The organism is Leptolyngbya boryana PCC 6306 (genome assembly GCF_000353285.1).
Classification (GTDB): Bacteria; Cyanobacteriota; Cyanobacteriia; order Leptolyngbyales; family Leptolyngbyaceae; genus Leptolyngbya; species Leptolyngbya boryana.
Map to the genome: position 1 here is coordinate 553,416 of NZ_KB731324.1, position 22,353 is coordinate 575,768.

At 48.0% G+C, this 22,353-nt stretch carries 23 protein-coding genes; 15 read left to right on the forward strand and 8 right to left on the reverse strand.

The genetic code is table 11. From position 1 onward, the window contains the following. Positions 1 to 91: 91 nt before the first annotated feature. Positions 92 to 1,474, reverse strand: coding sequence for an oligosaccharide flippase family protein (locus tag LEPBO_RS0102620; protein ID WP_017285976.1), 1,383 nt, complete (start codon positions 1,472 to 1,474; stop codon positions 92 to 94). Between the two features lie 9 nt (positions 1,475 to 1,483). Further along, positions 1,484 to 3,853 (reverse strand): glycoside hydrolase family 9 protein, encoded by a 2,370-nt coding sequence (locus LEPBO_RS0102625; RefSeq protein WP_017285977.1) that lies wholly within the window; start codon positions 3,851 to 3,853, stop codon positions 1,484 to 1,486. A 401-nt stretch (positions 3,854 to 4,254) separates the two neighbouring features. Between LEPBO_RS0102625 and LEPBO_RS35930 the strand changes: the two genes are divergently transcribed. From LEPBO_RS35930 to LEPBO_RS0102645, 4 genes are all read left to right on the forward strand, one after another. Next, on the forward strand, positions 4,255 to 5,529 hold the full coding sequence (locus tag LEPBO_RS35930; RefSeq protein WP_017285978.1) for a glycosyltransferase: 1,275 nt from the start codon (positions 4,255 to 4,257) through the stop codon (positions 5,527 to 5,529). 75 nt (positions 5,530 to 5,604) lie between these two features. Then, the gene (locus LEPBO_RS0102635) at positions 5,605 to 6,405 is read left to right on the forward strand and encodes a class I SAM-dependent methyltransferase (RefSeq protein ID WP_017285979.1); all 801 of its coding nucleotides are present in this window, start codon (positions 5,605 to 5,607) and stop codon (positions 6,403 to 6,405) included. A gap of 33 nt (positions 6,406 to 6,438) precedes the next feature. After that, positions 6,439 to 7,260: a carbohydrate ABC transporter permease gene (locus LEPBO_RS0102640; protein ID WP_017285980.1), complete on the forward strand. Its 822-nt coding sequence runs from the start codon at positions 6,439 to 6,441 to the stop codon at positions 7,258 to 7,260. A 56-nt stretch (positions 7,261 to 7,316) separates the two neighbouring features. Next, positions 7,317 to 7,769, forward strand: coding sequence for a MarR family winged helix-turn-helix transcriptional regulator (locus LEPBO_RS0102645; protein ID WP_017285981.1), 453 nt, complete (start codon positions 7,317 to 7,319; stop codon positions 7,767 to 7,769). Between the two features lie 15 nt (positions 7,770 to 7,784). Here the strand turns inward: LEPBO_RS0102645 and LEPBO_RS0102650 are convergent, their stop codons facing one another. Further along, positions 7,785 to 8,405, reverse strand: a complete 621-nt coding sequence (locus LEPBO_RS0102650) for a chromophore lyase CpcT/CpeT (RefSeq protein WP_017285982.1) — start codon at positions 8,403 to 8,405, stop codon at positions 7,785 to 7,787. 7 nt (positions 8,406 to 8,412) lie between these two features. On the opposite strand from LEPBO_RS0102650, the gene LEPBO_RS0102655 reads away from it, so the two are divergent. After that, on the forward strand, positions 8,413 to 9,372 hold the full coding sequence (locus LEPBO_RS0102655) for a M48 family metallopeptidase (protein ID WP_017285983.1): 960 nt from the start codon (positions 8,413 to 8,415) through the stop codon (positions 9,370 to 9,372). A 112-nt stretch (positions 9,373 to 9,484) separates the two neighbouring features. Then, entirely contained in the window at positions 9,485 to 11,071 is a 1,587-nt protein-coding gene (locus tag LEPBO_RS0102660; protein WP_017285984.1) for a glucose-6-phosphate isomerase, read from the forward strand. On the opposite strand, the gene csaB is transcribed toward LEPBO_RS0102660, so the two are convergent. Continuing rightward, a complete protein-coding gene (csaB, locus tag LEPBO_RS0102665; protein WP_017285985.1) occupies positions 11,051 to 12,100 on the reverse strand; it encodes a polysaccharide pyruvyl transferase CsaB in 1,050 nt (349 codons plus the stop codon). The genes LEPBO_RS0102660 and csaB overlap by 21 nt on opposite strands. Before the next feature lie 212 nt (positions 12,101 to 12,312). Here csaB and LEPBO_RS0102670 point away from each other — a divergent pair, with 212 nt between their 5' ends. The 4 genes from LEPBO_RS0102670 (at position 12,313) to tsaB (ending at position 14,130) form a co-directional block, all read left to right on the forward strand. Continuing rightward, the gene (locus LEPBO_RS0102670) at positions 12,313 to 12,738 is read left to right on the forward strand and encodes a Uma2 family endonuclease (protein ID WP_017285986.1); all 426 of its coding nucleotides are present in this window, start codon (positions 12,313 to 12,315) and stop codon (positions 12,736 to 12,738) included. A 51-nt stretch (positions 12,739 to 12,789) separates the two neighbouring features. Continuing rightward, the gene (locus LEPBO_RS0102675) at positions 12,790 to 13,095 is read left to right on the forward strand and encodes a DUF2499 domain-containing protein (RefSeq protein ID WP_017285987.1); all 306 of its coding nucleotides are present in this window, start codon (positions 12,790 to 12,792) and stop codon (positions 13,093 to 13,095) included. Further along, positions 13,092 to 13,400, forward strand: a complete 309-nt coding sequence (locus LEPBO_RS0102680) for a DUF3593 domain-containing protein (RefSeq protein ID WP_017285988.1) — start codon at positions 13,092 to 13,094, stop codon at positions 13,398 to 13,400. Before LEPBO_RS0102675 ends, LEPBO_RS0102680 begins: the two co-directional genes overlap by 4 nt. A 130-nt stretch (positions 13,401 to 13,530) precedes the next feature. Next, complete coding sequence (gene tsaB / locus LEPBO_RS0102685) at positions 13,531 to 14,130, forward strand: tRNA (adenosine(37)-N6)-threonylcarbamoyltransferase complex dimerization subunit type 1 TsaB (protein ID WP_017285989.1); 600 nt, start codon at positions 13,531 to 13,533, stop codon at positions 14,128 to 14,130. Here the strand turns inward: tsaB and LEPBO_RS39730 are convergent. Then, entirely contained in the window at positions 14,127 to 14,567 is a 441-nt protein-coding gene (locus LEPBO_RS39730; RefSeq protein ID WP_017285990.1) for a hypothetical protein, read from the reverse strand. The genes tsaB and LEPBO_RS39730 overlap by 4 nt on opposite strands. Before the next feature lie 104 nt (positions 14,568 to 14,671). Here LEPBO_RS39730 and LEPBO_RS0102695 point away from each other — a divergent pair, with 104 nt between their 5' ends. Continuing rightward, positions 14,672 to 15,142, forward strand: coding sequence for an ureidoglycolate lyase (locus tag LEPBO_RS0102695; RefSeq protein WP_017285991.1), 471 nt, complete (start codon positions 14,672 to 14,674; stop codon positions 15,140 to 15,142). Here the strand turns inward: LEPBO_RS0102695 and LEPBO_RS42175 are convergent. From LEPBO_RS42175 to LEPBO_RS0102710, 3 genes are all read right to left on the reverse strand, one after another. Further along, positions 15,135 to 15,407, reverse strand: a complete 273-nt coding sequence (locus tag LEPBO_RS42175) for a hypothetical protein (protein WP_144056127.1) — start codon at positions 15,405 to 15,407, stop codon at positions 15,135 to 15,137. The two genes, LEPBO_RS0102695 and LEPBO_RS42175, sit on opposite strands and share 8 nt — an antisense overlap. Before the next feature lie 414 nt (positions 15,408 to 15,821). Beyond that, a complete protein-coding gene (locus LEPBO_RS0102705; RefSeq protein WP_017285993.1) occupies positions 15,822 to 18,089 on the reverse strand; it encodes a PBP1A family penicillin-binding protein in 2,268 nt (755 codons plus the stop codon). Between the two features lie 117 nt (positions 18,090 to 18,206). After that, complete coding sequence (locus LEPBO_RS0102710; RefSeq protein ID WP_017285994.1) at positions 18,207 to 18,494, reverse strand: YiaA/YiaB family inner membrane protein; 288 nt, start codon at positions 18,492 to 18,494, stop codon at positions 18,207 to 18,209. A gap of 384 nt (positions 18,495 to 18,878) precedes the next feature. Here LEPBO_RS0102710 and LEPBO_RS0102715 point away from each other — a divergent pair, with 384 nt between their 5' ends. The 4 genes from LEPBO_RS0102715 (at position 18,879) to LEPBO_RS40780 (ending at position 22,317) form a co-directional block, all read left to right on the forward strand. Beyond that, positions 18,879 to 20,219: an NAD(P)/FAD-dependent oxidoreductase gene (locus LEPBO_RS0102715; protein WP_017285995.1), complete on the forward strand. Its 1,341-nt coding sequence runs from the start codon at positions 18,879 to 18,881 to the stop codon at positions 20,217 to 20,219. Between the two features lie 67 nt (positions 20,220 to 20,286). After that, complete coding sequence (locus LEPBO_RS0102720; RefSeq protein ID WP_017285996.1) at positions 20,287 to 21,000, forward strand: 16S rRNA (uracil(1498)-N(3))-methyltransferase; 714 nt, start codon at positions 20,287 to 20,289, stop codon at positions 20,998 to 21,000. Between the two features lie 24 nt (positions 21,001 to 21,024). Beyond that, positions 21,025 to 22,122 carry a tetratricopeptide repeat protein gene (locus tag LEPBO_RS0102725; RefSeq protein ID WP_017285997.1) on the forward strand — a complete coding sequence of 366 codons (1,098 nt, stop codon included), beginning with the start codon at positions 21,025 to 21,027 and terminating at the stop codon, positions 22,120 to 22,122. A gap of 45 nt (positions 22,123 to 22,167) precedes the next feature. Next, positions 22,168 to 22,317: a DUF433 domain-containing protein gene (locus LEPBO_RS40780; RefSeq protein WP_239741264.1), complete on the forward strand. Its 150-nt coding sequence runs from the start codon at positions 22,168 to 22,170 to the stop codon at positions 22,315 to 22,317. Positions 22,318 to 22,353: the final 36 nt, after the last annotated feature.

Consider the following 22,353-nt stretch of genomic DNA (forward strand, 5'->3'; position numbering starts at 1 on the left):
TCTGATTCATTTAGGCATTTTTAATCTCTAAGGTTGTCTTTGGTTGTTTTGCAAAGTAACCCTCTCCTAAATGATCAAAGGCTGTACTTTATTAAGACCCTTGCAAAAGCACATGAATTGGGACACCTAAACCCAATGAGTATCGCAGCAAAAGCAAGAGAGAAAGCGTCGTTACAAAGAAAGCCGTACAATAAACATCCTGCGTCGTACACGATAGCTTTTCTTGCTTCAACCCGTAAAGATTCACCACATACAACGGAAAATCACTCATCGCCACAACCACGATCGCACCGAGTTCACCAAATTGAGAAAATGCTAACGGCATCCCTAAGCCCACGATGCTCAGTCGAGCAAAATTACTTTGCGCCGAATACATCGGCTTGTTAATTGCCACTAAAGTCGGGCTAGTCGTATAGAACAGAATCGAAAACCAAATTCCAGAACACAGAATTGGCATCATCCAAGTTGCATCCTGGTATTGCTCCCAATGCTTATTTCGCCCTTGATACAGCAGCATAATGAACCAATCGCTGCACACCGTCAATCCGGCTAGAAAGACTGCTGTACCCACCAAAAGTAACCATCTTTGTTTCACAATTTTGGCGCGAAGCTGCAATCGCGACAAATCCAACTGCTTCGAGATGGTGGGAAAGATCACCTTTACACTCAATTCTTGAATCACACTCCGCGGAATACTCGCTAACGTGTAAGCGATCGTATATACCCCCAACCTCTCAAACGAGAGGAGCTTTGCCAAAATAAAGCGATCGGCTTGATCCGCTAAAAACATCATCGACGATGCCACCGCAATCCATTTTCCAAAATTCTGAATTTCTTTGAGAATCTCTTTATCAAACCGAAAGCGATTGTGATGTTTACGATTGACGAAATGGCTCGCCACCATGTTAATTGCCGAGCTAGCAACACCTCCGATTGCCAATGACCAGACAGACGGATGCCACCAACACAGCAAGACCAAAATCAGAAGCGTCACGATAGTAATGCTCATGTCATAGAGCATGATCTTCTTGATTTCGATATGGCGCTCCCAAGTCAGCACCGCGGTCGAAGCTGCCCCCTCTAAGACCGCTGTAAAGCCGGTAATGGGCAACAGAAACAGGAGTTGCCCCTGCGGATCTTGGGCTTGATAAAGTTGAGCGATTGGGTAGGCGAGCAAAATACTAATCGCCCAAATTTGAAAGCCGCGAATCACTTTCAATGACCAAGCAGTATCAAGAAACAGGGGGTCATCACCGCGCTTATTGCTAATAATGCTCTGCGTAATCCCATAGTCGGAAAATAGCTCGATTCCGATTCTGATCGTGTTGACCAGAGCCATAAGACCAAAATACTCTGGCACCAATAAGCGCGTCAGAATCAGATTGCTGCCTAGCCTGAGAATTTGTTGACTACCGTAACCCGCAATTGTCCAGAATGCTCCCCTGAGCGCCACTTTCTTGAGTGAGTTGGTCATATGTTTGCTCTAGTCGTTCCTAGCAGTATGGGCAGCTAAATAGCCCCAGAGATAAGCGGTCGGAGAAATGGACTGCATCACCGTAAATTCTGTCGCCATCGGAAACAGAAAAATATCAAAATACGATTCAGTGGCGGGCCAGTCCATCGGGGCAGGGAACAGAACATCTTTGAATAGGTCGATCGTCCAGGTCTTACTATAAAACACTGGGTCATACGGACCGTATACGGTAATGCCAGGCGGCGGTTCAATGCCCCGCACGCGCTGGTCAATGAGCAACGGATTGCGCGGAGTGCGGTATCCGACTCCTGTCGTGTAGGACATGTTATCGGGATTTGCGCCCAGTGAAAACTGAGTTGCGAGCACGCTCGATCGTAGATATTTCGGATTTTGACTTAAGTAATGAGCGCGAACCAAAGACACTGCTTTCGGCGCACCAAGACCATTTCCCCACCCGATCGGATGCATCGGCATTTCTTTTGACCATTTGAAAGCAGTTTGCTCGCCCACGGCTAATGCAGTATCCGCATCCCGCACTAGGGCATTATTCGCATTTTTCTGAACGGTTGCATCGACTAATTCTCTCGGCATTCGCGCATACAAGAACGCCGCATCGCGCTGATCATGTTCATCCCAGACGATCACATCCTGGGCGGGATCTTTGAAGACGGTCGTTTGTAGAAAGATCTGATGCCAGGAGCCACTGCCTGTTAGTTGATAAAGTTCTAGCGCGGCTAAGTTACGACTGTCACGAACGGGTTTCGGCATTGAAGTTCCACTTGAAACCCGTTCTGCATATGCCATCGCTCGCAGGGCACTCTCTTGATAAGTTTTTGCGAGTTGGGCATCTCTAGACTTGAGCCAGTGCGCGGCTCGCGCGGCAACGCCTGCATAGAGGTAGCTTGACCAGGCATCCGGAGCATAGGCATAAATTTTGTAAGACTCTTGCCAGCTTCCTTCCCCTAAACGCGGATCGCGCTGGGATTGGATGCCGCCGCGAATTCCACCGTCAGGCGTTTGGAGGCGGCGGAAGAAGTCGATCGTCCAAAGGGCTTCATTGACCACATCGGGTAAGCGGTCTTTGGATTCTGGGATGTTGAGCGAGACGCGATCGAAGTAGTTCGGAAAGAGTTCTGCCAATTCAAGCATGTGCCGCGAGACTTCGACATGTTGAATCCGGCGATCCCAATCGCCCGCATCAAAATAGCCGCCCCAAGCATCCGGGACAGTTTGCTTCGTTTCACCTGCCGCGAGTGCTTTGGGATATTCTGCGGTGCCGATGCCTTGATCAACTTGAGAAATTGGCGTTTTGGATTGATACACAACCGTGCCGTCTTGCGGATGGAACGCCCGCGGGCGCGTCCATTGGGTATAGGGTGCTGTTAAGGCAATGCCGCTGCGTTGATGATAAAGTCCACGGGCTGAGGTGGAGAAGGCGTTTTTCCAAACATCGGGTCGAATCTCAAAAGAACCAGAACACCCGATCGCTTCGACGCAAACTCGATATTTCCCAGGAGTTTGCAGAGCGGTGAAATCCATCATGTACACGTTGGTATTCGTGTAATTGCGCGATCGCGGATCTTCATTTTCCTGACTCGTGCGCGAGAGTTGAGTCTTCCCGGTAAAGGCTTTGCGATTCGTCTGCTCATCAATCACAGCAAAGGGCAGACCTGCACCATATTCCAGCCGTCCCCCATTTCCGAGCCAAGTTGAGAGAAACGCCACCTTGGCGGTTTCTTTCGGAGTGAATCCGACGTGTGAAACATGCACCGCTTCACTTCGCGTCCGATTTGGCTCAAATTTAAACGAGACAGTTTCAACACTGCTGCCTGGAAAGTTGATCTGATAAGTCTTTCCAGCTTTCAGCGCGCTCGGAAGTTTCAGATACATCGTATGCAGCATCGGAAATTCAAATTTCCATTGACCGACGCGTGCCATGTCGGTTGGTTTAGATTTGCGATAGACCGCGGTTGGATTAAGATTTGCCGAATAGGTGGAGTCTTCTTGGGAAGTAATCCGGTAGCTGGTCATGCGATCCGCCCATTGGGAATCAAACGGAGACGGGACAAATTGATCAAATGGATATAAGATGTTGCGCTGTTTGCCCACTAAAGACCCGATCGCTTTACCGTTGCGAATCACCCAATCTTCGTCCACCGGACGAGGTTGCTCAATGCGATCGCCCGCTTGGGGTTTGTAGGGAGTCTGTTGAGCGTGAATGATCTTTCCGGTTTCAATCCGAATTGCCAAAAGGTCAGGCTTGACTAAGTAAGCCTGATTCACTTTAATCTGAGGGCGGTTGCCTGCATCGACACCCGAAACATTACAGCCGGTCAACGCTAGACCTAACCCTAGTGGAATCAAGGATTGAAGCTTCATAAAATTACGCTTTCCGCAAATCTCCCTATCTATTCTGCAATCCAATCTCACCCAGAACCGTAAGTTTATGGAAACCTTGCGGAATTTGATCAAGTGTTTAAAGAAACAATTTTCTCTCGCCCGATTTAAGCAATTTTCACTAGGCAGGACACTAGAATTTAATTGGATTTCAGGAGAATAAGAAGACGCTTCACAATTGTGTTGTTTCTATGAAGCTCTCCTGCACAAAGGTTCAGTAGTTATACTTATTGACTGTTGCAGACCATAGAATTGCGGAGCAATTTAGCCAAAAGTCCGGGTTCACCCACCTTTTGACATAATTTGTTCACAGTTTGTTCACAAATGCAATTCGCTACTTGACCCAATTCTTGACTTTATTGTAGGCAGGGGATTTTTACGCTATGGATACTAGTTTGTTACTCGTCGTTCCCGTTCCGTTCCGAGTCGTGGACGGACGCTATGGGTTGGATGAGCAAACTTGTGACGGCTTGATTCGGTGGGTTGAGCATTTTGGTCGTGTTGTGATGGCAGCGCCAGTTTTGCCAGAGGCAGAAGCACAGGAACTTTCTAAAACCGAAACTTGGAGAGCGATCGAGGATTTGCCTTGTGCCGACCAGATTGAATTAGTGCCTTTACCATTTGCCTATAAACCAATTATTTACGTGCGTCAGTATCGGAAGATCCGTAATCTCCTGCGAGAAAAGATTCAAGAATGCCAACTGCTCTGCTTTGCGCCTGCGGTTTGGATTGGAGATTGGGCAACGGTCGCCTGCCAGGAGGCAGTTCGGCTCAATCGGTCTTATGCCGTGTGGGCAGATCGGGTCGAGTATGAAGTGACCCGACGACTGCTGAAAGAAGAAACGCTGAAGATCAGAGTCAAGGAAACGCTAACCTTGCCGTTGACGCAGAAATATGTGCAGCAGGCAATTCGACAGGCGGAGATTGGATTGTTTCAAGGACAAGACTGTTTTACCGCTTATTCTCCTTTAAATCCGAATTCCTATTGCGTCTATGACATTCACACGCAGAAATCCGATCAGATTAGCGCAGCGCAATTAGCAGAAAAGCTCGATCGACTCAAGCGCAATCAACCGCTAAAAATTTGCTATGTCGGTCGTGCGGTCGAGATGAAAGGGGCATTTGATTGGGTGACGATCATTCACCAGTTGCATCAGCGGGGGCTGCAGCTTGAAGCAACTTGGCTTGGTGATGGGCATTTGCTCGATCAGATGAAGCAGATGGCGATCGAGTTAGGCATCGCCGATCTGATCACGTTTGGTGGATTTGTCAGCGATCGCGCTCAGATGTTAGAAACCATGCATCAGAATGATGTGTTTATGTTCTGCCACAAAACGCCGGAATCGCCGCGCTGTCTGGTAGAAGCGTTAGTTTCTGGCTTGCCGATTGTTGGGTATGACAGTCCTTATCCACGCGGCTTGGTCGCTCAATACGGCGGCGGGATTTTCACCCCATTGAATAATCCAACCGCCTTAGCTGATCAGATTGTGGCATTGGATCGCGATCGCGAAAAGCTCTGTGAACTTGTTCAGCAAGCGGCAAAATCTGGAACCCTTTACGATGAGGCAACGGTCTTTGAGCATCGCAGTAATTTGATCAAGCAGTATGTGGTTCCGGGCAGTTTAGCAACGAAGCGAGAGGTTGCAACTGTGGGTTGAATCTTCCCGCAATCGTAAAGCGGCGATCTCATTCCCGCCACAGTACAATAAAGCGAACTTCATCGCTTGGCATTCATGAAGGAAGATTTCTTAAGTCGAGAACAGGAATTTCACGATCAGTGGGCAAGTACGATCGATGTCGATGGCATTCGAGTTTCGGACTATTTCGAGGCATGTACGGCTCCTGAAAATCGCTTTATTCTCAGAAAGCTTGGGGATGTACGCGGGAAGTTGCTGCTCGATCTTGGCTGTGGCGCAGGTGAGAATAGCGTGTATTTTGCCAAACTGGGAGCGCGGTGTGTTGCCGCAGATTATTCGCCGGGAATGGTGGATGTGGCGCTGCAATTGGCTGAGAAAAATGGCGTGAAAATTGAAGGGCGCGTCGTGAATGCAATGGCGATCGATTTTCCTGACAATACCTTCGATATTGTTTATGCCTCGAATCTCTTACATCACATTCCCGATCCGAAAATTACCCTGCGAGAAATGCATCGAATTCTCAAACCTGGCGGCAAGGCTTGTTTTTGGGATCCGCTGCGGCATAATCCGGTGATTAATGTCTATCGTCGCATGGCAACAGAAGTGCGGACAGAGGACGAAACACCTTTAGATATTGGCATTGTCAACTTTATTCGATCGCTTTATGCCAAAACCGATTTCGACACCTTTTGGATTGCAACGCTCTGGATTTTCTTGCAGTTTTATCTGATCGAACGCGTGAATCCCAATCAAGAACGGTATTGGAAGAAAATTATTCTCGAACAAGCTCGATTAGAGAAAACCTACTTGCGATTGGAAAAATTAGACAAGATTCTGAAAAAATTGCCGTTGATGAAGCGGATGGCTTGGAATTTAGCAGTGGTGGCAACGAAGTAATATAAAATCGACGATCAGTTTGCGGGGGAACTTATGCGGATTGGTCGATCGATATTAACCTACGGATTATTAAGCGCGATCGCAGTTCTGATGCTGATTCCGCTCGTTTGGCTCATCAGCACAGCGTTCAAGTCTCCGACTGAAGATATTTTTCAATTTCCGCCGCGCTTTATTCCGGTCAAACCGACGCTTGAGAATTTCGTTACCGTTTGGAATAGTAATCCATTCGGACGATATCTGTTCAATAGCACGTTGGTTTCTGTGTTGACGGTTGGATTGAATTTACTATTCTGCTCATTGGCAGCTTATCCATTAGCACGATTGAATTTTGCTGGACGAGAAGTGATTTTCAGCGCGATCGTCGCAACGATTCTGATTCCATTTCAGATTGTGATGATTCCGCTGTATGTTTTAGCCGTCAATTTAGAGCTGAGAAATACTTATCTCGGCATTATTTTTCCGGCGATCGCGTCTGCATTCGGAATTTTTCTATTACGTCAGGCTTTTCAAGGTGTGCCTAAAGAACTCGAAGAAGCCGCGCGCATGGATGGCTGCTCAGAATTAGGAATTTGGTGGCATGTGATGATTCCCTCGATTCGTCCGGCTTTAGTCACGTTGGCGATTTTTGTCTTTATCGGATCGTGGAGTGATTTCTTGTGGCCGCTGTTGATCCTCGATCGACCTGAATTTTTCACGCTGCCACTGGGAGTCTCAAATCTTGCGGGAACGTTCACACTCGACTGGCGCTTAATTGCCGCAGGATCCGTCATCTCGATTTTGCCGATTCTGATTTTCTTCTTGGTGATGCAGCGCTATATCGTTCCGACGGAAGCCGGAAGCGGGGTGAAAGGATAGTTCTAATTAAAACAGTTTGATGTAAAATAGTAACTGAACCCTGATAAAGCATTGCTGTGAACGTTGAGCTTGATTCTAAAACCGCTGCAAAACAGCCCTTCTACCCTACTGTGCGCGAACTCGCAACCACTTACCAGACCTTCTGTGCCTACGACGAAGCCCATATCCGAGAAACAGGACTGACCCCACCTCAGTTCGATGTGATTTGCACGCTCGGCAATACATCCGGCATGTTCATGAATCAGTTAGCTGAGAAAACTTTAGTCACAAAAGGCACCTTAACCGGAATCGTCGATCGCTTAGAACAAAAAGGACTGGTTCGGCGAGAAGTTCCACCGGAAAATCGGCGCTGTTTTTTGATTGTGCTAACTCCAGAAGGCGAGCAATTATTTGAGCAGATTTTTCCGCAACATACGCTTTATCTAAAAGAACGATTCGATCGCTTAAGTCCTAGCGAATTGAAAGAGATCCAAACTGCTCTCAGTCGTCTGAAGTCAATTTTTCAGTAATTGCGAGGTGAGTGTTCATTCATACGATCGCAGTTTTTCAAACTCATATGCGCCCATTAATGCCCCCCAAATCGCCTGTTGCGTTTCGGGATTAATGCCTTTGTCGTAGCTCAAAAAGCGATCGCGCATCGCTTCAAATCCCAAGGAAACTTGAATCACAGTGCCCTGTAGCGAAAACTTGCAGCAAGTGTCAGGCGGTGCCGCCGCAACAAAACGTCCCGCTGATTCACTCACCTGCAAAACGCACCCGGGAAGTCGTTCGATCTCCGATTCGCTCAAGCCTTCGAGAAGTTCCGGGTGTTGTCCGGCTCCTCGCACTAAACTTGGATCTTTAAATTGATAATACTGAACCGTGATTGCACCTGCGGTTTCTTGCAGTCTCAACAATCGCTGTCGATAAGGCTGATCCAATTTCAAAACGTTCGCTTGTTCTGCAAAAATCGTGACGCTATCTTCGGTAAAAAGCTTGACCGGACGCTGCCATAGTCGCAAATGCACAAACCAGATTGGACTTTCAATCGCCTGAGCACGATTGTCAAATTCTCCTGCAAGGTACTCTGCCAGCGTTGAAAGCACGTTAATTTCCTGGTTTCTCTCTCGATCGATTTCGCTACGATAAATACGATCGCTTAGCACAGTTATTATGCCAAACTATCCCGGAATTTCGAGTGAAGCCTTTCGTCATCCGCTCGATCGCCAAGCTGAAGATGCCTTGAGACGTGTCCCCGGTTTCGATCTCGTCGCTCGTAAATTTGTTGAATTTATCTATGAACGTCCTCGCTACATCTATTTGATGGGAAATTCGATTCAAGTCGGAGCGAGACAATTCTCTTCGGTCTACCAAATCTTTCGCGAATGCCTGCAAAGTTTAGACATTTCACCAGAACCCGCTTTGTTCGTCTCGCAATCGCCCGTCGTCAACGCCTATGCCTTGGGACAAGAACGCCCTTGTGTCGTGTTGAATTCTGAATTGCTGGATTTATTGAGTGAGACAGAATTGCGATCGGTGATCGCTCACGAATTAGGGCACTTAAAATGCGGACACACCACCCTGATGCAAATGGCAACCTGGGCATATTTTGCGATCGCGGGTCTGTCTGAATTGACCTTTGGACTGAGCAGTCTGATTAGCACAGGCTTACTGATGGCATTTTATGAATGGTTGAGAAAAGCAGAACTTTCTGCCGATCGTGCGTCTCTTCTCGTCATGGACGATTTGAACCTGACTCTCACAGGCATGATGCGTCTAGCAGGCGGCTCTAAAAAATATGCGCACGAAATGAACCTCGATGAATTGATCAAACAGAGCGATCGCTATCAAGCCTTAGACGAGGATCAACTGAACCAATTCTATAAATTTTCGCTCTATAACGATTTATCAAGCGGCGTATTTCAATCACATCCATTCACGATCGAGCGGATTCGCTTTTTGCAAGAGTGGGCAACTTCTTCCGAATTCCAAAATATCCGTCAAGGCAATTATGTGCGAGTGGGCGCAGAAGGTTCAGTCGAAACAGAACCCCGAACCGAAGAAGCCGACCGTCTGAAACGCGAAATCGAAGAATTACAAAGAGAAATCGATCGCTTGAAGCGACCAGACTAAAAAATTCTCTCCCCCACTCCCCAATTTTCCTTAAATCTTCCCTATCGTCTACTCCTGACCACCCCACCCCTTATAAACTAATCATCAGAGCTACAAATTGAGGGCTACGGGTATGACTGCTTCTGCACTTTGGCAACGCTATCAAGACTGGCTGTATTATCACGAGGGGTTAGACTTCTATCTCGATATCAGCCGAATGCGGTTTGACGATCGCTTTGTAGAAACGATGCTGCCAAAATTCGAGCACGCTTTTGCTCAGATGAAAGACCTCGAAGCAGGCGCGATCGCGAATCCAGACGAAAATCGTATGGTCGGACATTACTGGCTGAGAAATTCCGACCTTGCCCCGAATGCGGATCTGAAAAAAGATATCGTCGAAACGATTCAGCAAATCGAATCGTTCACGCACGATGTTCATTCTGGTGCAATCCATCCCCCGAGTGCCACCAAATTTACCGATGTCTTATCGATCGGGATTGGGGGATCAGCGCTCGGTCCTCAATTTGTAGCCGAAGCCTTGAGTGCGGATGCGCCTGCAATGGCAATCCATTTTATCGATAACACTGATCCCGCCGGAATCGATCGCGTCTTAGCCAAATTGGGCGATCGCTTAAGCACGACTCTGGTCGTTGTGATTTCTAAATCCGGTGGCACTCCAGAGCCTCGGAACGGCATGCTAGAAGTTCAGAACGCCTTCCAAGAAAAAGGGTTGGATTTTAGCAAGCAAGCGATCGCAATCACCGGAACAGGCAGCAATCTCGACCAATTAGCAAAATCCGAAGGCTGGATCACTACCTTCCCGATGCACGATTGGGTGGGCGGTCGAACATCAGAACTCTCAGCCGTTGGACTGGTTCCCGCAGCCCTGCAAGGCATCAACATTCACGAAATGCTAGAAGGCGCGAAAGAAATGGATATCGCCACGCGCATTCCTGATCTCAAATCCAATCCAGCGGCACTGCTCGCGCTTTGCTGGTACTTTTCCGGCGATGGCAAAGGCAAAAAAGATATGGTGGTCTTGCCGTACAAAGACAGCTTGCTCTTGTTCAGCCGCTATCTTCAGCAGCTAGTCATGGAATCCTTGGGCAAAGAAAAGGATCTCGATGGCAATGTGGTGCATCAAGGCATCGCAGTCTATGGCAACAAAGGCACAACCGATCAGCACGCTTATGTTCAACAACTGCGGGAGGGTGTGCCGAATTTCTTTCTCACCTTTATTGAAGTTTTGAAAGATCGATCGAGTGCTTCGATCGAAGTTGAACCTGGTGTTACTTCGGGCGATTATCTTTCTGGATTGCTCCAAGGAACTCGTAAAGCTTTGTATGAAAATGAACGGGATTCCATCACTTTAACGATTCCAGAAGTGACCCCGCGAATGGTTGGAGCTTTGATTGCGTTATACGATCGGGCTGTGGGTCTATACGGATTTTTAGTCAATATCAATTCATACCATCAACCAGGTGTAGAAGCAGGTAAGAAAGCTGCTGCGGTTGTTTTGGATGTTCAAAGCAAGGTGATGGAAGCCCTCAAAAAAGAGAACACACCAATTCCACTTGCAACTTTGGCACTCAATGCAGGTGTGCCAGATGATGTTGAATCCGTTTACAAAATTGTGCGACATTTAGCGGCGAACAATCGTGGCATCACTCTTCATGGTGATCCTGCGAAACCGGGAAGCCTAACGGTCAGCGCTACCTAACACTTCTTCAAGAATAGTTTGATGAAAGAAAGCTCGATCGACTAAGGAATGAATTTGATTCTCTGAGAGTGAGTCGCCATTGGCATAAAGCTCGAGCCATAGGTGACTCAACTCATTTGGATCTGTTGGCAAACCTGCGATCGCACATCCTGCCATCTCTAGATCGCTCATGAGTTGAGTCACTTTCGGGTCGTAGCTTAGTCCAAAACAGCGACAGCCTTCTGACGCTGCCATGATCAAGGCATGTAGTCGCATCGCGATCGTCATTTCCACGCCTCGAAACACGCCTTTTAATTCTTGCGGGTGTTTGATCTGCAAAATATGACTAACTTCGGGAAGTGCTTCATGCAGCGATTGAGCGAGGGCAAAATCTTGGCTCGCTTGAAACGGCAGAAGTAATAGACACGTCTGCGTCGCTTTTTGAAAATCAATCAATGCACGGGTGAAAACTGCAATTCGCTCTGGCGTGAGATGTTTGTGCGATCGCAAATTCACTGCTACTCGCGGCGCAGGTAAATTCCATAAGCCCTCAACTGGAGTCGATTCCATTGCCCAAACGGGATCAGGCGCAAGAGTGAAAGGAATTTGCCACTGATTCAATAAAGCAGCCGAAGCCTGATCTCGAACGCTGACTTTTGTGCAACGTTGAAACGTCGATTTTGTAAAACCTTTGACCCACGATCGCTGAAGCGGCCCAATTCCCTGTGCCCAAGCGATCGTTTTCAACCCCATGAACTGCGCTAAGCGCATCAAACCACCGTAATAGATGGGATTCATTGCACTGGTGGAATCCTGCATCAAACTGCCGCCGCCCCAGATAAAGGCTTGCGATCGTCGTAATGCGCTGAATACTTCTGGAAAAGATTTGCGATGACAGCTTTCGACACCGTAGCGATCGCGCGTCTGAGCCGGATCGCCGGAAAGCACGATCGGCTCAACCTGTTTCGGGAGAAGTTGCAGAAGCGAAGCGAGCAAGGCTTCATCCCCAGCATTTCCCATGCCATAGTAGCCGCATAAAACAACACGCATATTCGGAGCCTAAGAGCTTCTAGAATTAGACAGGATCACTTTACGACTTTTATGACGGCTCTCTCAATTCCCACCTAGATTATTTGGATGATTCATCTCTCAAGCCCAATCAAGTCGTTTTCTACACCATCAAAAAGTCGTTGCGCTCGCGGAAATGATGCAGTGAAGCGATCGACCCGTTCATTCCTGAGTTGGCGATCGTCGGAATCGCTATGATGATGCAATATTCCAAATCATCAGCACGTTGGGGAATTGACCTTCCAGAACTGCGCTGCACCTTTGGAGACCGCTCAATCGTGCCTGATATTGCAGTCTTTACTTGGAATCGAATTCCTTTAGATGAGGAGGGAGATATTGCGAACACGTTCAATGCTGCTCCTGATTGGACAATTGAGATTCTTTCTCCCGACCAAAATCAATCGAAGGTCACAGCAAATAGTTTGCACTGTCTGAAGTTTGGCTGCCAAATGGGCTGGCTCATTGATCCCAAATTGAAATCAGTTTTTGCCTATCCATCCGGTCAACAACCCGACTTTCTTCAGGAACCAGAACATTTGCTACCCGTTCCTGCTTTTATGTCAAACTTGCAGCTAACTGTCGGCGATTTGTTTAGCTGGCTGAAACTCGCAATTTCTTAAATTAGCGAGGCTCGAAACCTCTAGAATTGAACGAGTGTCTCTCACTCTACTATGACGGCTCTCTCAATTCCCACTTGGATTATTCACGTTTCCAGCGTCATCGAATGGATTGCAGCAATTTGGCTGATTTGGCGATATGCCGAAGTAAGTGGCGATTTGGTTTGGCGATCGCTCTCTTTTGGAATGTTGCCTGCACTCGTCAGCGCAATGTGCGCTTGTACCTGGCATTTCTTTGACAATCCACCTGCGCTCGATTGGCTCGTTACCCTTCAAGCAGCGATGACCGTCGTTGGAAACTGTACCTGTTGTGCAGCGGGCTGGTGGATTTGGCGCTCTACTCAAAATTCGGAATCATGATTTCTAAAGAAACGCTTTTTGCAATGTCGCTGTTTCCCTACTTGGGGTTTTTGTGGTTTTTAACGCGATCGGGTAAAACGCCTCGACTCGCCCTGATTGGCTTTTACATGACACTTGTATTTGTTGCGATCACAATTCCAGCGGGAATTTATGCCAAGATTCATTACGGCAAGCAGCTTGCAGATGTAGATTGGCTACATGGCAGTGCAGAGTCTTTTCTCACGTTGTCAAACATTTTAGTGGTTTTGGGATTTCGCCAAGCTTTGATTGCGAAAAAGCCACCCGTTCAAGAAGAGTCGAATTAAAACCAGTTCGTAGGCATGAGGTTCTGACTTCGCTCAACCTACGAAAGCTACTGAAGCCGAACATTCTTTACTGAAGCGAGTGTGGAACGAAGTCGCAACGCATTCTCTCGATTGATCCATCCCTTCCCTTATGCCAAACTTTGCCCTTGCAATTCATACCAGTAGTCCTGATTTAGGACTCGCGATCGCTTCTCTCTCAGGTGAATCTCGATTGTCGGTTCAACCCCTAGGACGCGACCTATCAAGTCTATTACACACCCATCTAGTCGAATTTCTCGCCCCTCAAACCTGGCAAGATTTAGCCTTTATTGCCGTGGCGATCGGGCCGGGAGGCTTTACGGGAACTCGAATCGGTGTAGTGCTAGCTCGCACTTTAGCCCAACAGTTAGAAATTCCCCTGTTCGGGGTTTCGAGTTTGGCAGCCGTTGCATCAGGTCACACAGGCACGATCGCGCTACAGATGCCTGCTCAGCGAGGTGAACTCCACACAGCAATCTACCGAAATGGCGAAGCAATTCAATCGGATGCCGTGATGACAACTGAGCAATGGAGAGATGCTCTGGATCAGCATTCCATCGATCGCCGAATTGAGGTCGGTTCAGAACAAGGGCAGTATGTTGAGGGAATCTTAGAGATCGCGCTGCAACAGTGGCAAAAAGGGGAGCGCCCCCATTGGTCAGAAGCGCTCCCCTACTACGGTCAACATCCAGTTGCAATCAAAGCAAATTAGTTCGAGCGATCGAGACTCTCTTGCAATGCATCGCCACTGCGCTCTGCCGTATCCGGATACACTTGTCCGAAATCTTTCACGGCTTCCTTCGTTTCCTCAGCAATCCGCTTCACCCGTTGTCCAAGATTACCCTCAGTTTCACGAGCTTCGCGATTCCATTCACCCGTCGTTTTAGGACGATCGCTGTTATTGCTATCCAAGTCGCGATTGATCTTCTGCATCATTTGCTTTGCGCCCGGTTGAGCCTCAGCACTCGATGCTCCTTTCCCTTCATAGATCGTTCTTTGCTTAGCACTGGGGCTATCCGGCGCACCTGGAGAATAGGATGGATCGGCTGCATGAGCTGCCTGCATCGGTGCAATTACAGCAATTCCTACAATAAAAATCACCAATACAATTCGGCGAATTTCGCGCACAACTCGGTTTAATCTATTCATCAGTCATATCCTCAACATTGACGACGTATGAATCCTAGAAGGAATGAATTCCCTCGATCGTCAATCCCAAGAAAGGTTCACCATAAACCGTTGGAAAGAGATCAATGCAGCTTCAAGCAAATCTGATTACCCCTGAAAGCTTCCGCCCCTTTGGACAAGTGATTCAAGCCTCTGTCGATGGCAAAACTTTCGATCGAGAAGATGCCCAACTTCACCTGCAAAATGGCATCCCCCGGTTCTACATTATGCGATTGCAGCATCGGGGGAGAACGTTTCATAAAATCACCCGTCATCAGCAATGCACGCAGTGTCTCGGCGCTTTAGAAGGCAGAGAATGGCTAATCGCCGTCGCACCTCCATCTGAAGCCGCTGCACCCGCGATCGCAGATCTGACTGCCTTCCGAATTCCCGGCAATTGTTTCATCAAGCTCGATCTCGGAACCTGGCATGCCGGACCTTACTTCGATAGCGATGTCGTTGACTTTTACAATCTCGAACTTAGCGACACCAATCTCGTCGATCACGACACCTGCGATTTGAAATCGACCTATGGAACTGAATTTGAGATTATTTGAGCCGAATTCCGGTCGTTTCAACCCCGATCGCGCCCTCGGCTCGCAGAGCAATCCAGACCAATCTCGCCAGCATGTGATCGTCTGCCACACTCCCGAGCAGAACCACAATCTTGCCGCGTTGCGTGACTCTGACACCTTCTAGCTCCTCAGAAGAAAATTCAGCTTGAAAAGCCTGTAAAACTCGTTTTGCTAAACCACTGTGGTCATATTCGCCAGTCAGACCGACTCGCTCAGGTGGAATTTTACTTAAAAGGGAGGATGTCATAGTTTCACAAAAAAATTGGGAATCACACGATTCGGACAAGGTGTCGATCGACAAAAATGATTGAACTTGCGCCCTGATCTTAGTCATCTCAGTCTGGTAGTAGGGGAGAGCCAGTGTTTTCACACTTGACAACATTAAAGGTTTCACAAAGTTTTTAGACAATCTACCTTCAGGTAGAGGTTTTTCTACTGAAATAATAATTAAAAACGCCTGAAATTGAGCCAATTTCAGATTCAAATGGCAATTTCTCTACACAATTGACTAAATCGCCAATAGATGAAATTTATCTGTCCGTATTTCTTCGGAGCTATCCAATTCAAGATTCGTGAAGCTGAAATGAGCATGGACGCGATCCCCGAACACTTCGGAACATCCTGCTCTTGCGATCGATCCTCCTTTCAGCCTATGAAAATTTCACCGTACAACTTGTCGCATGTAATCGCCCCAGAGTTTTGCCGCTAAGCCACTATTTCCGTCAGTCGGCTTATTATCGTCGTTTCCGAGCCAAACCCCCGTGACAATCTTCTGACTGGGGACATAGCCAATAAACCAGAGATCTTTGTTGTCGTTGGTGGTTCCCGTTTTGCCCACTTCGCCAAGCCCGATCGCCGCACTGCGCCCCGTGCCTGATTGCACAACCCCACGCAGCAATGTTGTCATCGTATTGGCGACTTCAGGCTGGATCACTTGTGCATTATTCTCACTATCTTGATCCGCCTGATAAATCACTCGACACGTCGAGATATCTTGACGATTTTGACAATCCCCACTATCGATAATGCGTTTAATCGTATGCGGACGATTCCGAACGCCTTCGTTTGCCAAGACTCCAAACGCGCTGGTCATTTCCAAAGGAGTCGTTTCACTCTGTCCTAAGACTAAACCCGGAACGGCTTTCAAGGTGGATTGCACGCCCATGCGCTGTGCCATCTGCACCACTTTATCTAAGCCCACATCTTGAGCCACTCGCAGCGCAACAACATTCAACGATTGAGCCATACCCGTATAGAAATCCCCACCGCCTGAACATCCCGCAAAAGTCTGTCCTCCCCAGTTTAGAGGCGCACAAGAGTAGGTGGTTCCGGGAGAAATGCCTTGTTCTAGGGCAGCGGCGTAAGCAAAAATTTTGAAGGTTGATCCGGGTTGACGTAGGGCTTGAGTCACGCGGTTAAATTGACTTTCTTGATAATCCACACCGCCGACCAGTGCCAGGACTGCTCCGGTTTTCGCATCGATCGTCACCACTGCGCCTTGAGAATATCCAGCACTCGCTCCGTTCGTTTCAACGCTATTTTTTAGACTGCGCTCAGCAGCGGCTTGCATTTTACGATCGAGTCCTGTTTCAACAATGAAATTCCCCTCTCTCGCCAATCTCCCGCCGAGCAAAGAATCCAGTTCATCAAACACTGCACTGTAGAAATAAGGCGCAATTGATCCCTGCAATTCTTGCCGTGCTTTTGGACTAATTTCGATCCGCGATCGACGAGCACGATCGGCTTCTTCTTGAGACACCATGCCTTGTTGTGCCATCCGTTCCAACACGCGATCGCGATATTCAACTGCCGCTTTGTAGTTGGTCACTGGGTTAAAACTGTTCGGCGCAGGCAAAATTCCCACCAGTGTGGCGGCTTCGGATAACGTTAAATCTTTAGACGCTTTACCAAAGTAGAACTGAGCCGCATCTTCAAATCCGTAAATCCCGCTGCCCAGATAAACTCGGTTCAAATACATTCTGAGCAGAAAGTTTTTGCTATAAACGGTTTCGAGTTTGAGTGAGACGATCGCTTCTCGAATCTTCCGAGCCGCCGAATCTTGCCGTCCCACGTAATCTGGAAAAACACTTCTCGCAAGTTGCTGAGTGATCGTACTTCCGCCTTCTCGAATCTCGCCGCCTCGAACGTTCGTAACGACCGCGCGAAGTGTCCCGATCGGATCGACCCCAAAATGCCAGTAATAGCGAGAATCTTCAGACGCCATAACGGCTCTCGGCAAGTAGGGCGAAAACTCCGAGAGATTTTGAATTTCAATATGTCGATCGGTTCTTGGTGTCCGCAAAGGTTGACCATCTCGCGAATTCACCACGACTGGTCCTTGAACCGATTCGGGCAACGGATAGACAGAAAATCTTTGCCACTCAAAGGCGATCGCTAACGTTGCGATCGCGCTCAACCCACTTATCCCAAACAATCCATATCGAACTGCTTTTAGATACCAGGGCAAGGGGTCTTTATATTGGACTCGAACGGCTGCCGCAAGTTCAGGCGGCCCAAGCGTAATAATGTCTCCGTTGTAAAGAATCGTCGATTTCAGCTTGCGTTTGCCGCGATACATGCCATTCGTTGACCCTTCATCGCGAATCACAAATCTCGATCGTGTAGGCAATCCTAAAAATTTCCGTTTGCGATCGCGCTTAATCACCGCATGAACTTGGCTGACCACGGGATTGCGCACCACAATATCGCAAGACTTAGAACTGCGCCCCACCGTATAGCGATCGCCCAAAAGCGGAAAAACTTGTGCTTTTGGAGCGTCAGCATCTTGAATCAACAGCTCTGGCACTCGCGCATTTGGCTTCAACTTCAGCTTAGAAAAGTCGATCCGCGTGAAGGTGGTCTTCACAGCTTGAGTGAGCGTGCCGAGGACGGTTTGGGAACGGCGAGGGGGCAGAGGCGGTTGAGTCATGCGGGGCGGGATCGGTAAGAACTGACAATATTCTAGTCAAAGTAGGGAGTGGGGAGTGGGGAGTGGGGGAAAACTGCCTCCCACTTTTCCAACTCTCTTCCTCTATTTCCTACTTAACTACTTATTGAAGGGATCGTGTTCCGCTAACATTCGTTCTAATTTCGCTTCATCGACTCGTGAAATGATTCGTTTCGCTTCGTGCATATCGCGAGTCGTCTTTGCCACGCTAAAGGTAGATGCCACTGTGAAAATCGTTCCCATGCCGATGTAACCTTTCACCCAGCCATCAACCGGGAGATAACAAATCCCGATCGTCGTCGCTGACAGTGAAATCACAAACGATGCCCAAGACTGAAAAATCCAAGCGCTGCTGTGAGCTTGAGTGGAACTATCATACTTTTGCATGGTGACCTCTAAATTCAAGAACGGTTTTGATGTCTCTAACGGTAGTGTTTAATTCGGATACGTAGGATAAAAAATAGGACACTCTCTAATTCGTCCTGTTTCGCCTTAAGAAGTCCGTAGAAGATGAAAGAAGCGACTCGAATCATCAAGACATTGTGACGAAATAGTAAAATATCCCAATTTCAGTTACAATTTGTCACAAATTTACGAACGGGCTAATTACACTTGAGTAGAGATCGGGCATTTTTGAACGAGGAGCGAGGGACAGCGATCGATGAGTTAGACACACGTTTTTATTACGGATTTTTGGCTCTTCGGATTGTTTCTGCCGTTCAGAGTGCGCTTTACGTAACTGCCTTCCCACATCAGCATTGTTGACAACCTATGGAACCTGTGACAACACCGCCCAAGCATCGTGTGGTTATTATCGGGGGTGGATTTGGGGGCTTATATGCCGCTCAAAGCCTCAACCGCGCCGATGTTGAAGTAACGCTCATTGATAAACGCAATTTTCATCTGTTCCAACCGCTCCTCTATCAAGTTGCGACTGGGACACTTTCGCCAGCGGACATTTCTTCACCGCTGCGCTCTGTGCTCAGCCGTCAGAAAAATGCTCGCGTTTTGATGGAAGAAGCGATCGATATTGATCCTGAGAATCATCAAGTTGTGACTCGACGTGGCACGATTCCTTACGACAGCTTAATCGTGGCAACGGGTGCAAGCCATCACTACTTTGGCAATGACCAATGGAAAGACGATGCACCGGGTCTGAAGACGGTCGAAGATGCAGTCGAAATGCGTCGCCGGATTTTCTCGGCATTTGAAGCAGCCGAGAAAGAGACTGATCCCGAAAAGCGCCGATCGCTGCTGACCTTTATGGTCGTGGGTGCGGGTCCAACCGGAGTTGAGATTGCAGGCGCGATCGCAGAACTTGCAAAAGAAACGCTGAAGAATGATTTTCGGAGCATCGATACGACAGAAGCTCAAATTCTGCTCGTTGAAGGCTTGGATCGAGTTTTGCCTCCGTATCCGGCTGATTTGTCGGTCAAAGCGGCTGAATCCCTTGAAAAACTAGGGGTAACGGTGCGGACGAAGACCAAGGTGATCAACATCGATGGCGAAACCGTGACGTTGGAATACAACGACGAGCGGGAAGTAATTTCTGCCAAGACGATCATTTGGGCGGCTGGGGTGAAAGCCTCAGGCGTAGGTCGAGTGATTTCTGATCGGACTGGGGCATCACTCGATCGCGCTGGTCGGGTGATGGTTGAGCCGGATATGAGTGTTCCGAATCATCCAAATATCTTCGTGATTGGCGATTTAGCACACTGGGCAGATTCAGAAGGCAAACCGTTGCCTGGGATTGCCCCCGTCGCAATGCAAGCAGGAAAATTTGTTGCCAAATTGATCAAGGCGCGAGTCGAGAATAAAACACTACCCGTGTTTAAATACCAAGACTTGGGCAGCCTTGCAGTCATTGCACAAAATAAAGCCGTTGCGAATGTCGGCGGATTCCACCTGTCGGGATTCATCGCCTGGTTTATTTGGATTGTGGCACACGTTTACTTCCTGATCGAGTTTGATAATAAGCTCGTCGTGATGATTCAGTGGGCGTGGAACTATATCACTCGGGCACGCGGGGCGCGGATTATTACAGGAGGGGTTCCAACACCTATAGAAGCTCCACCTGCAAGACCCAGACAAGAAACTCCGGTCGAGGTGTAACCCGATCGATTGATAATAAACAGGCACTCGGTTTTAACCCTGTGCCTGTTTTTTTGTGTTTGTTCAGATGTCCCAACTCCAAAGGCTAGTGATTGTTGAATCTCAGGTCAAAGGTTCAATCGTTGCTTTATCTTCAGAACAGCAGCATTATCTTCAACGCGTGTTGAGATTGAAAAATGGCGATCGCTTTATTGCACTCGATGGCAAAGGTCAAACTTGGGCTGCCATTCTAGAATCAGATCAAGCCACATTGATTGAATCAATTCACGCATCATCAGAGCTAACAGTCTCGGTCACGTTGATGTTAGCGCTGCCGAAAACCGGATTTGATGACGTAGTTCGACAAGTAACCGAACTCGGTGTCAGTTGTATCGTGCCCGTGATCAGCGATCGCACGTTACTCAATCCCAGTGGTAATAAACTCGATCGCTGGCGGCGCATTGCTCAAGAAGCTGCTGAACAATCCGAGCGGCAAATTGTGCCCACGATTTTAGAACCGTTGCCCTTCAAAACTGCATTAGATCTGCAAGCTGATTCAAAATATCTCTGTGCCGAGCGCGGCTCCTCTCAGCATTTACTCAATTGTGAGTTGGGCAAATCGGTCATGATCGCGATCGGCTGTGAAGGCGGTTGGACAGCGCAAGAAATTGAACTGGCGATCGCAAAACAATATCAGCCTGTCACATTAGGAAAACGCATTTTAAGAGCAGTCACGGCTCCGGTCACAGCCCTTTCTCTGATTGCCGGAATGGTAGAAAGCCGCGCTGCGAGTGAAGACTAGAAGAGCAGATTTTCGCATTAATGTATGTCGCTGGATCAAATTGCTGCGGCGTTCGATCGTCGAGATTACAATCTTGCCGCTCGTTTGCTAAAAGAATTCCTCAAAGAATCACCTCAAAACCCTTGGGGGCATATCTACAAAGCGCGTTTGTACGAAGTGTCAGAACATTTTGAAAATGCAACAGCAATCTACCAGCAACTGTTGAAAAGTGTCACACATCCGAAAATTGTGTCTCACGCGCGGCAAGGACTGCAACGCATTGAAGCGCGATTACAAGTCAAACGTCAACAAGCGATCGCGGCCGCCAAATCTGATCCTCAAAATACAGAACCGGGCTTATTGATTCTTGAAGCGATCGCGCCGGAAATTCGTGCTCAAGCGGCAAAAGCTCTGGCTCAAATCATGAATTTGGATGTGTACACGGCTCGATTGCACCTACCAAATCGCGGTTGGAAGATTTATCGCTTAGGTGCGATCGGAGAAATGAATCTCTACACCGAACAACTCAGAACCGCGAATATTCCGGCATTCTGCGTAACTGAGGTCGATTTACAACAGGTTTCAGTCTTTGAAGTGCAGTATTTTGAAGACTATGCGCCTCAAGCGATCGTGGTTTGTCAAAATCAGCAAGGACAACTAGGCTCACTGAGCTTTGATTGGTCAGAAGTGAGTCAGCGAGTTGAGGGACAGTTACCGATTCTAGAAAATGTAACCGATGTCATCCTAGGCAGAGAAGTTAAACGACGCAGTAAAGCAGAAACGTTGGACTATCTGCAAGTGTATGATCTGCATCTACCAAAGCGTCGTTGTATTCTGCGCATGTGTGATTGGCGCTATCAGTTTGATCAAGGGATTGAATTTGGCGCAATGGGAGATGCCACGATCGAACTTGATCAAGCGATGAATCGCCAGCACTGGAATAGCTTGAAAAACTTCCTAAATGAGCAGCTTCTCAAACAGCCGTTATGGGCAGATTTTAGTAGCTTTGGAGAAACCGCGATCGAGTTTCCAATGTTGCTCGAAAGGTTGCCTGCTCATGTGCAAGAGTACGATCACGCCCTTTGGAGTTCCGCCTTTCATCTCTATAGCAGTCTTGCTTTTAATCGTGATGCTCACCGATAGAGTGTGTGACAAAACTCAAAGCTAAGATAATGATGAACCATTGCGGTGCTTCCCATAAAGTTAGATCGTATTACCAGTAATCCGAAGCGGATGAATGGACAACCCTGCATTCGTAATCTCCGCCTTACTGTTCGTCGGGTAATCGAGCTACTGGCAATTTATCCCGATCGAGAAGAACTCAACATTAACCATTAACACCTACTGTCTAGCTCTCTATAACAAAGACTGGGA

What these genes read in the sequence shown, in the direction of transcription:
- LEPBO_RS0102620 (WP_017285976.1), bottom strand. Translation starts at nt 1,474, where the DNA reads ATGACCAACTCACTCAAGAAAGTGGCGCTCAGGGGAGCATTCTGGACA.
- LEPBO_RS0102625 (WP_017285977.1), bottom strand. Translation starts at nt 3,853, where the DNA reads ATGAAGCTTCAATCCTTGATTCCACTAGGGTTAGGTCTAGCGTTGACC.
- LEPBO_RS35930 (WP_017285978.1), top strand. Translation starts at nt 4,255, where the DNA reads ATGGATACTAGTTTGTTACTCGTCGTTCCCGTTCCGTTCCGAGTCGTG.
- LEPBO_RS0102635 (WP_017285979.1), top strand. Translation starts at nt 5,605, where the DNA reads ATGAAGGAAGATTTCTTAAGTCGAGAACAGGAATTTCACGATCAGTGG.
- LEPBO_RS0102640 (WP_017285980.1), top strand. Translation starts at nt 6,439, where the DNA reads ATGCGGATTGGTCGATCGATATTAACCTACGGATTATTAAGCGCGATC.
- LEPBO_RS0102655 (WP_017285983.1), top strand. Translation starts at nt 8,413, where the DNA reads ATGCCAAACTATCCCGGAATTTCGAGTGAAGCCTTTCGTCATCCGCTC.
- LEPBO_RS0102660 (WP_017285984.1), top strand. Translation starts at nt 9,485, where the DNA reads ATGACTGCTTCTGCACTTTGGCAACGCTATCAAGACTGGCTGTATTAT.
- csaB (WP_017285985.1), bottom strand. Translation starts at nt 12,100, where the DNA reads ATGCGTGTTGTTTTATGCGGCTACTATGGCATGGGAAATGCTGGGGAT.
- LEPBO_RS0102670 (WP_017285986.1), top strand. Translation starts at nt 12,313, where the DNA reads ATGATGATGCAATATTCCAAATCATCAGCACGTTGGGGAATTGACCTT.
- LEPBO_RS0102675 (WP_017285987.1), top strand. Translation starts at nt 12,790, where the DNA reads ATGACGGCTCTCTCAATTCCCACTTGGATTATTCACGTTTCCAGCGTC.
- LEPBO_RS0102680 (WP_017285988.1), top strand. Translation starts at nt 13,092, where the DNA reads ATGATTTCTAAAGAAACGCTTTTTGCAATGTCGCTGTTTCCCTACTTG.
- tsaB (WP_017285989.1), top strand. Translation starts at nt 13,531, where the DNA reads ATGCCAAACTTTGCCCTTGCAATTCATACCAGTAGTCCTGATTTAGGA.
- LEPBO_RS39730 (WP_017285990.1), bottom strand. Translation starts at nt 14,567, where the DNA reads ATGAATAGATTAAACCGAGTTGTGCGCGAAATTCGCCGAATTGTATTG.
- LEPBO_RS0102695 (WP_017285991.1), top strand. Translation starts at nt 14,672, where the DNA reads ATGCAGCTTCAAGCAAATCTGATTACCCCTGAAAGCTTCCGCCCCTTT.
- LEPBO_RS42175 (WP_144056127.1), bottom strand. Translation starts at nt 15,407, where the DNA reads ATGACATCCTCCCTTTTAAGTAAAATTCCACCTGAGCGAGTCGGTCTG.
- LEPBO_RS0102705 (WP_017285993.1), bottom strand. Translation starts at nt 18,089, where the DNA reads ATGACTCAACCGCCTCTGCCCCCTCGCCGTTCCCAAACCGTCCTCGGC.
- LEPBO_RS0102710 (WP_017285994.1), bottom strand. Translation starts at nt 18,494, where the DNA reads ATGCAAAAGTATGATAGTTCCACTCAAGCTCACAGCAGCGCTTGGATT.
- LEPBO_RS0102715 (WP_017285995.1), top strand. Translation starts at nt 18,879, where the DNA reads ATGGAACCTGTGACAACACCGCCCAAGCATCGTGTGGTTATTATCGGG.
- LEPBO_RS0102720 (WP_017285996.1), top strand. Translation starts at nt 20,287, where the DNA reads ATGTCCCAACTCCAAAGGCTAGTGATTGTTGAATCTCAGGTCAAAGGT.
- LEPBO_RS0102725 (WP_017285997.1), top strand. Translation starts at nt 21,025, where the DNA reads ATGTCGCTGGATCAAATTGCTGCGGCGTTCGATCGTCGAGATTACAAT.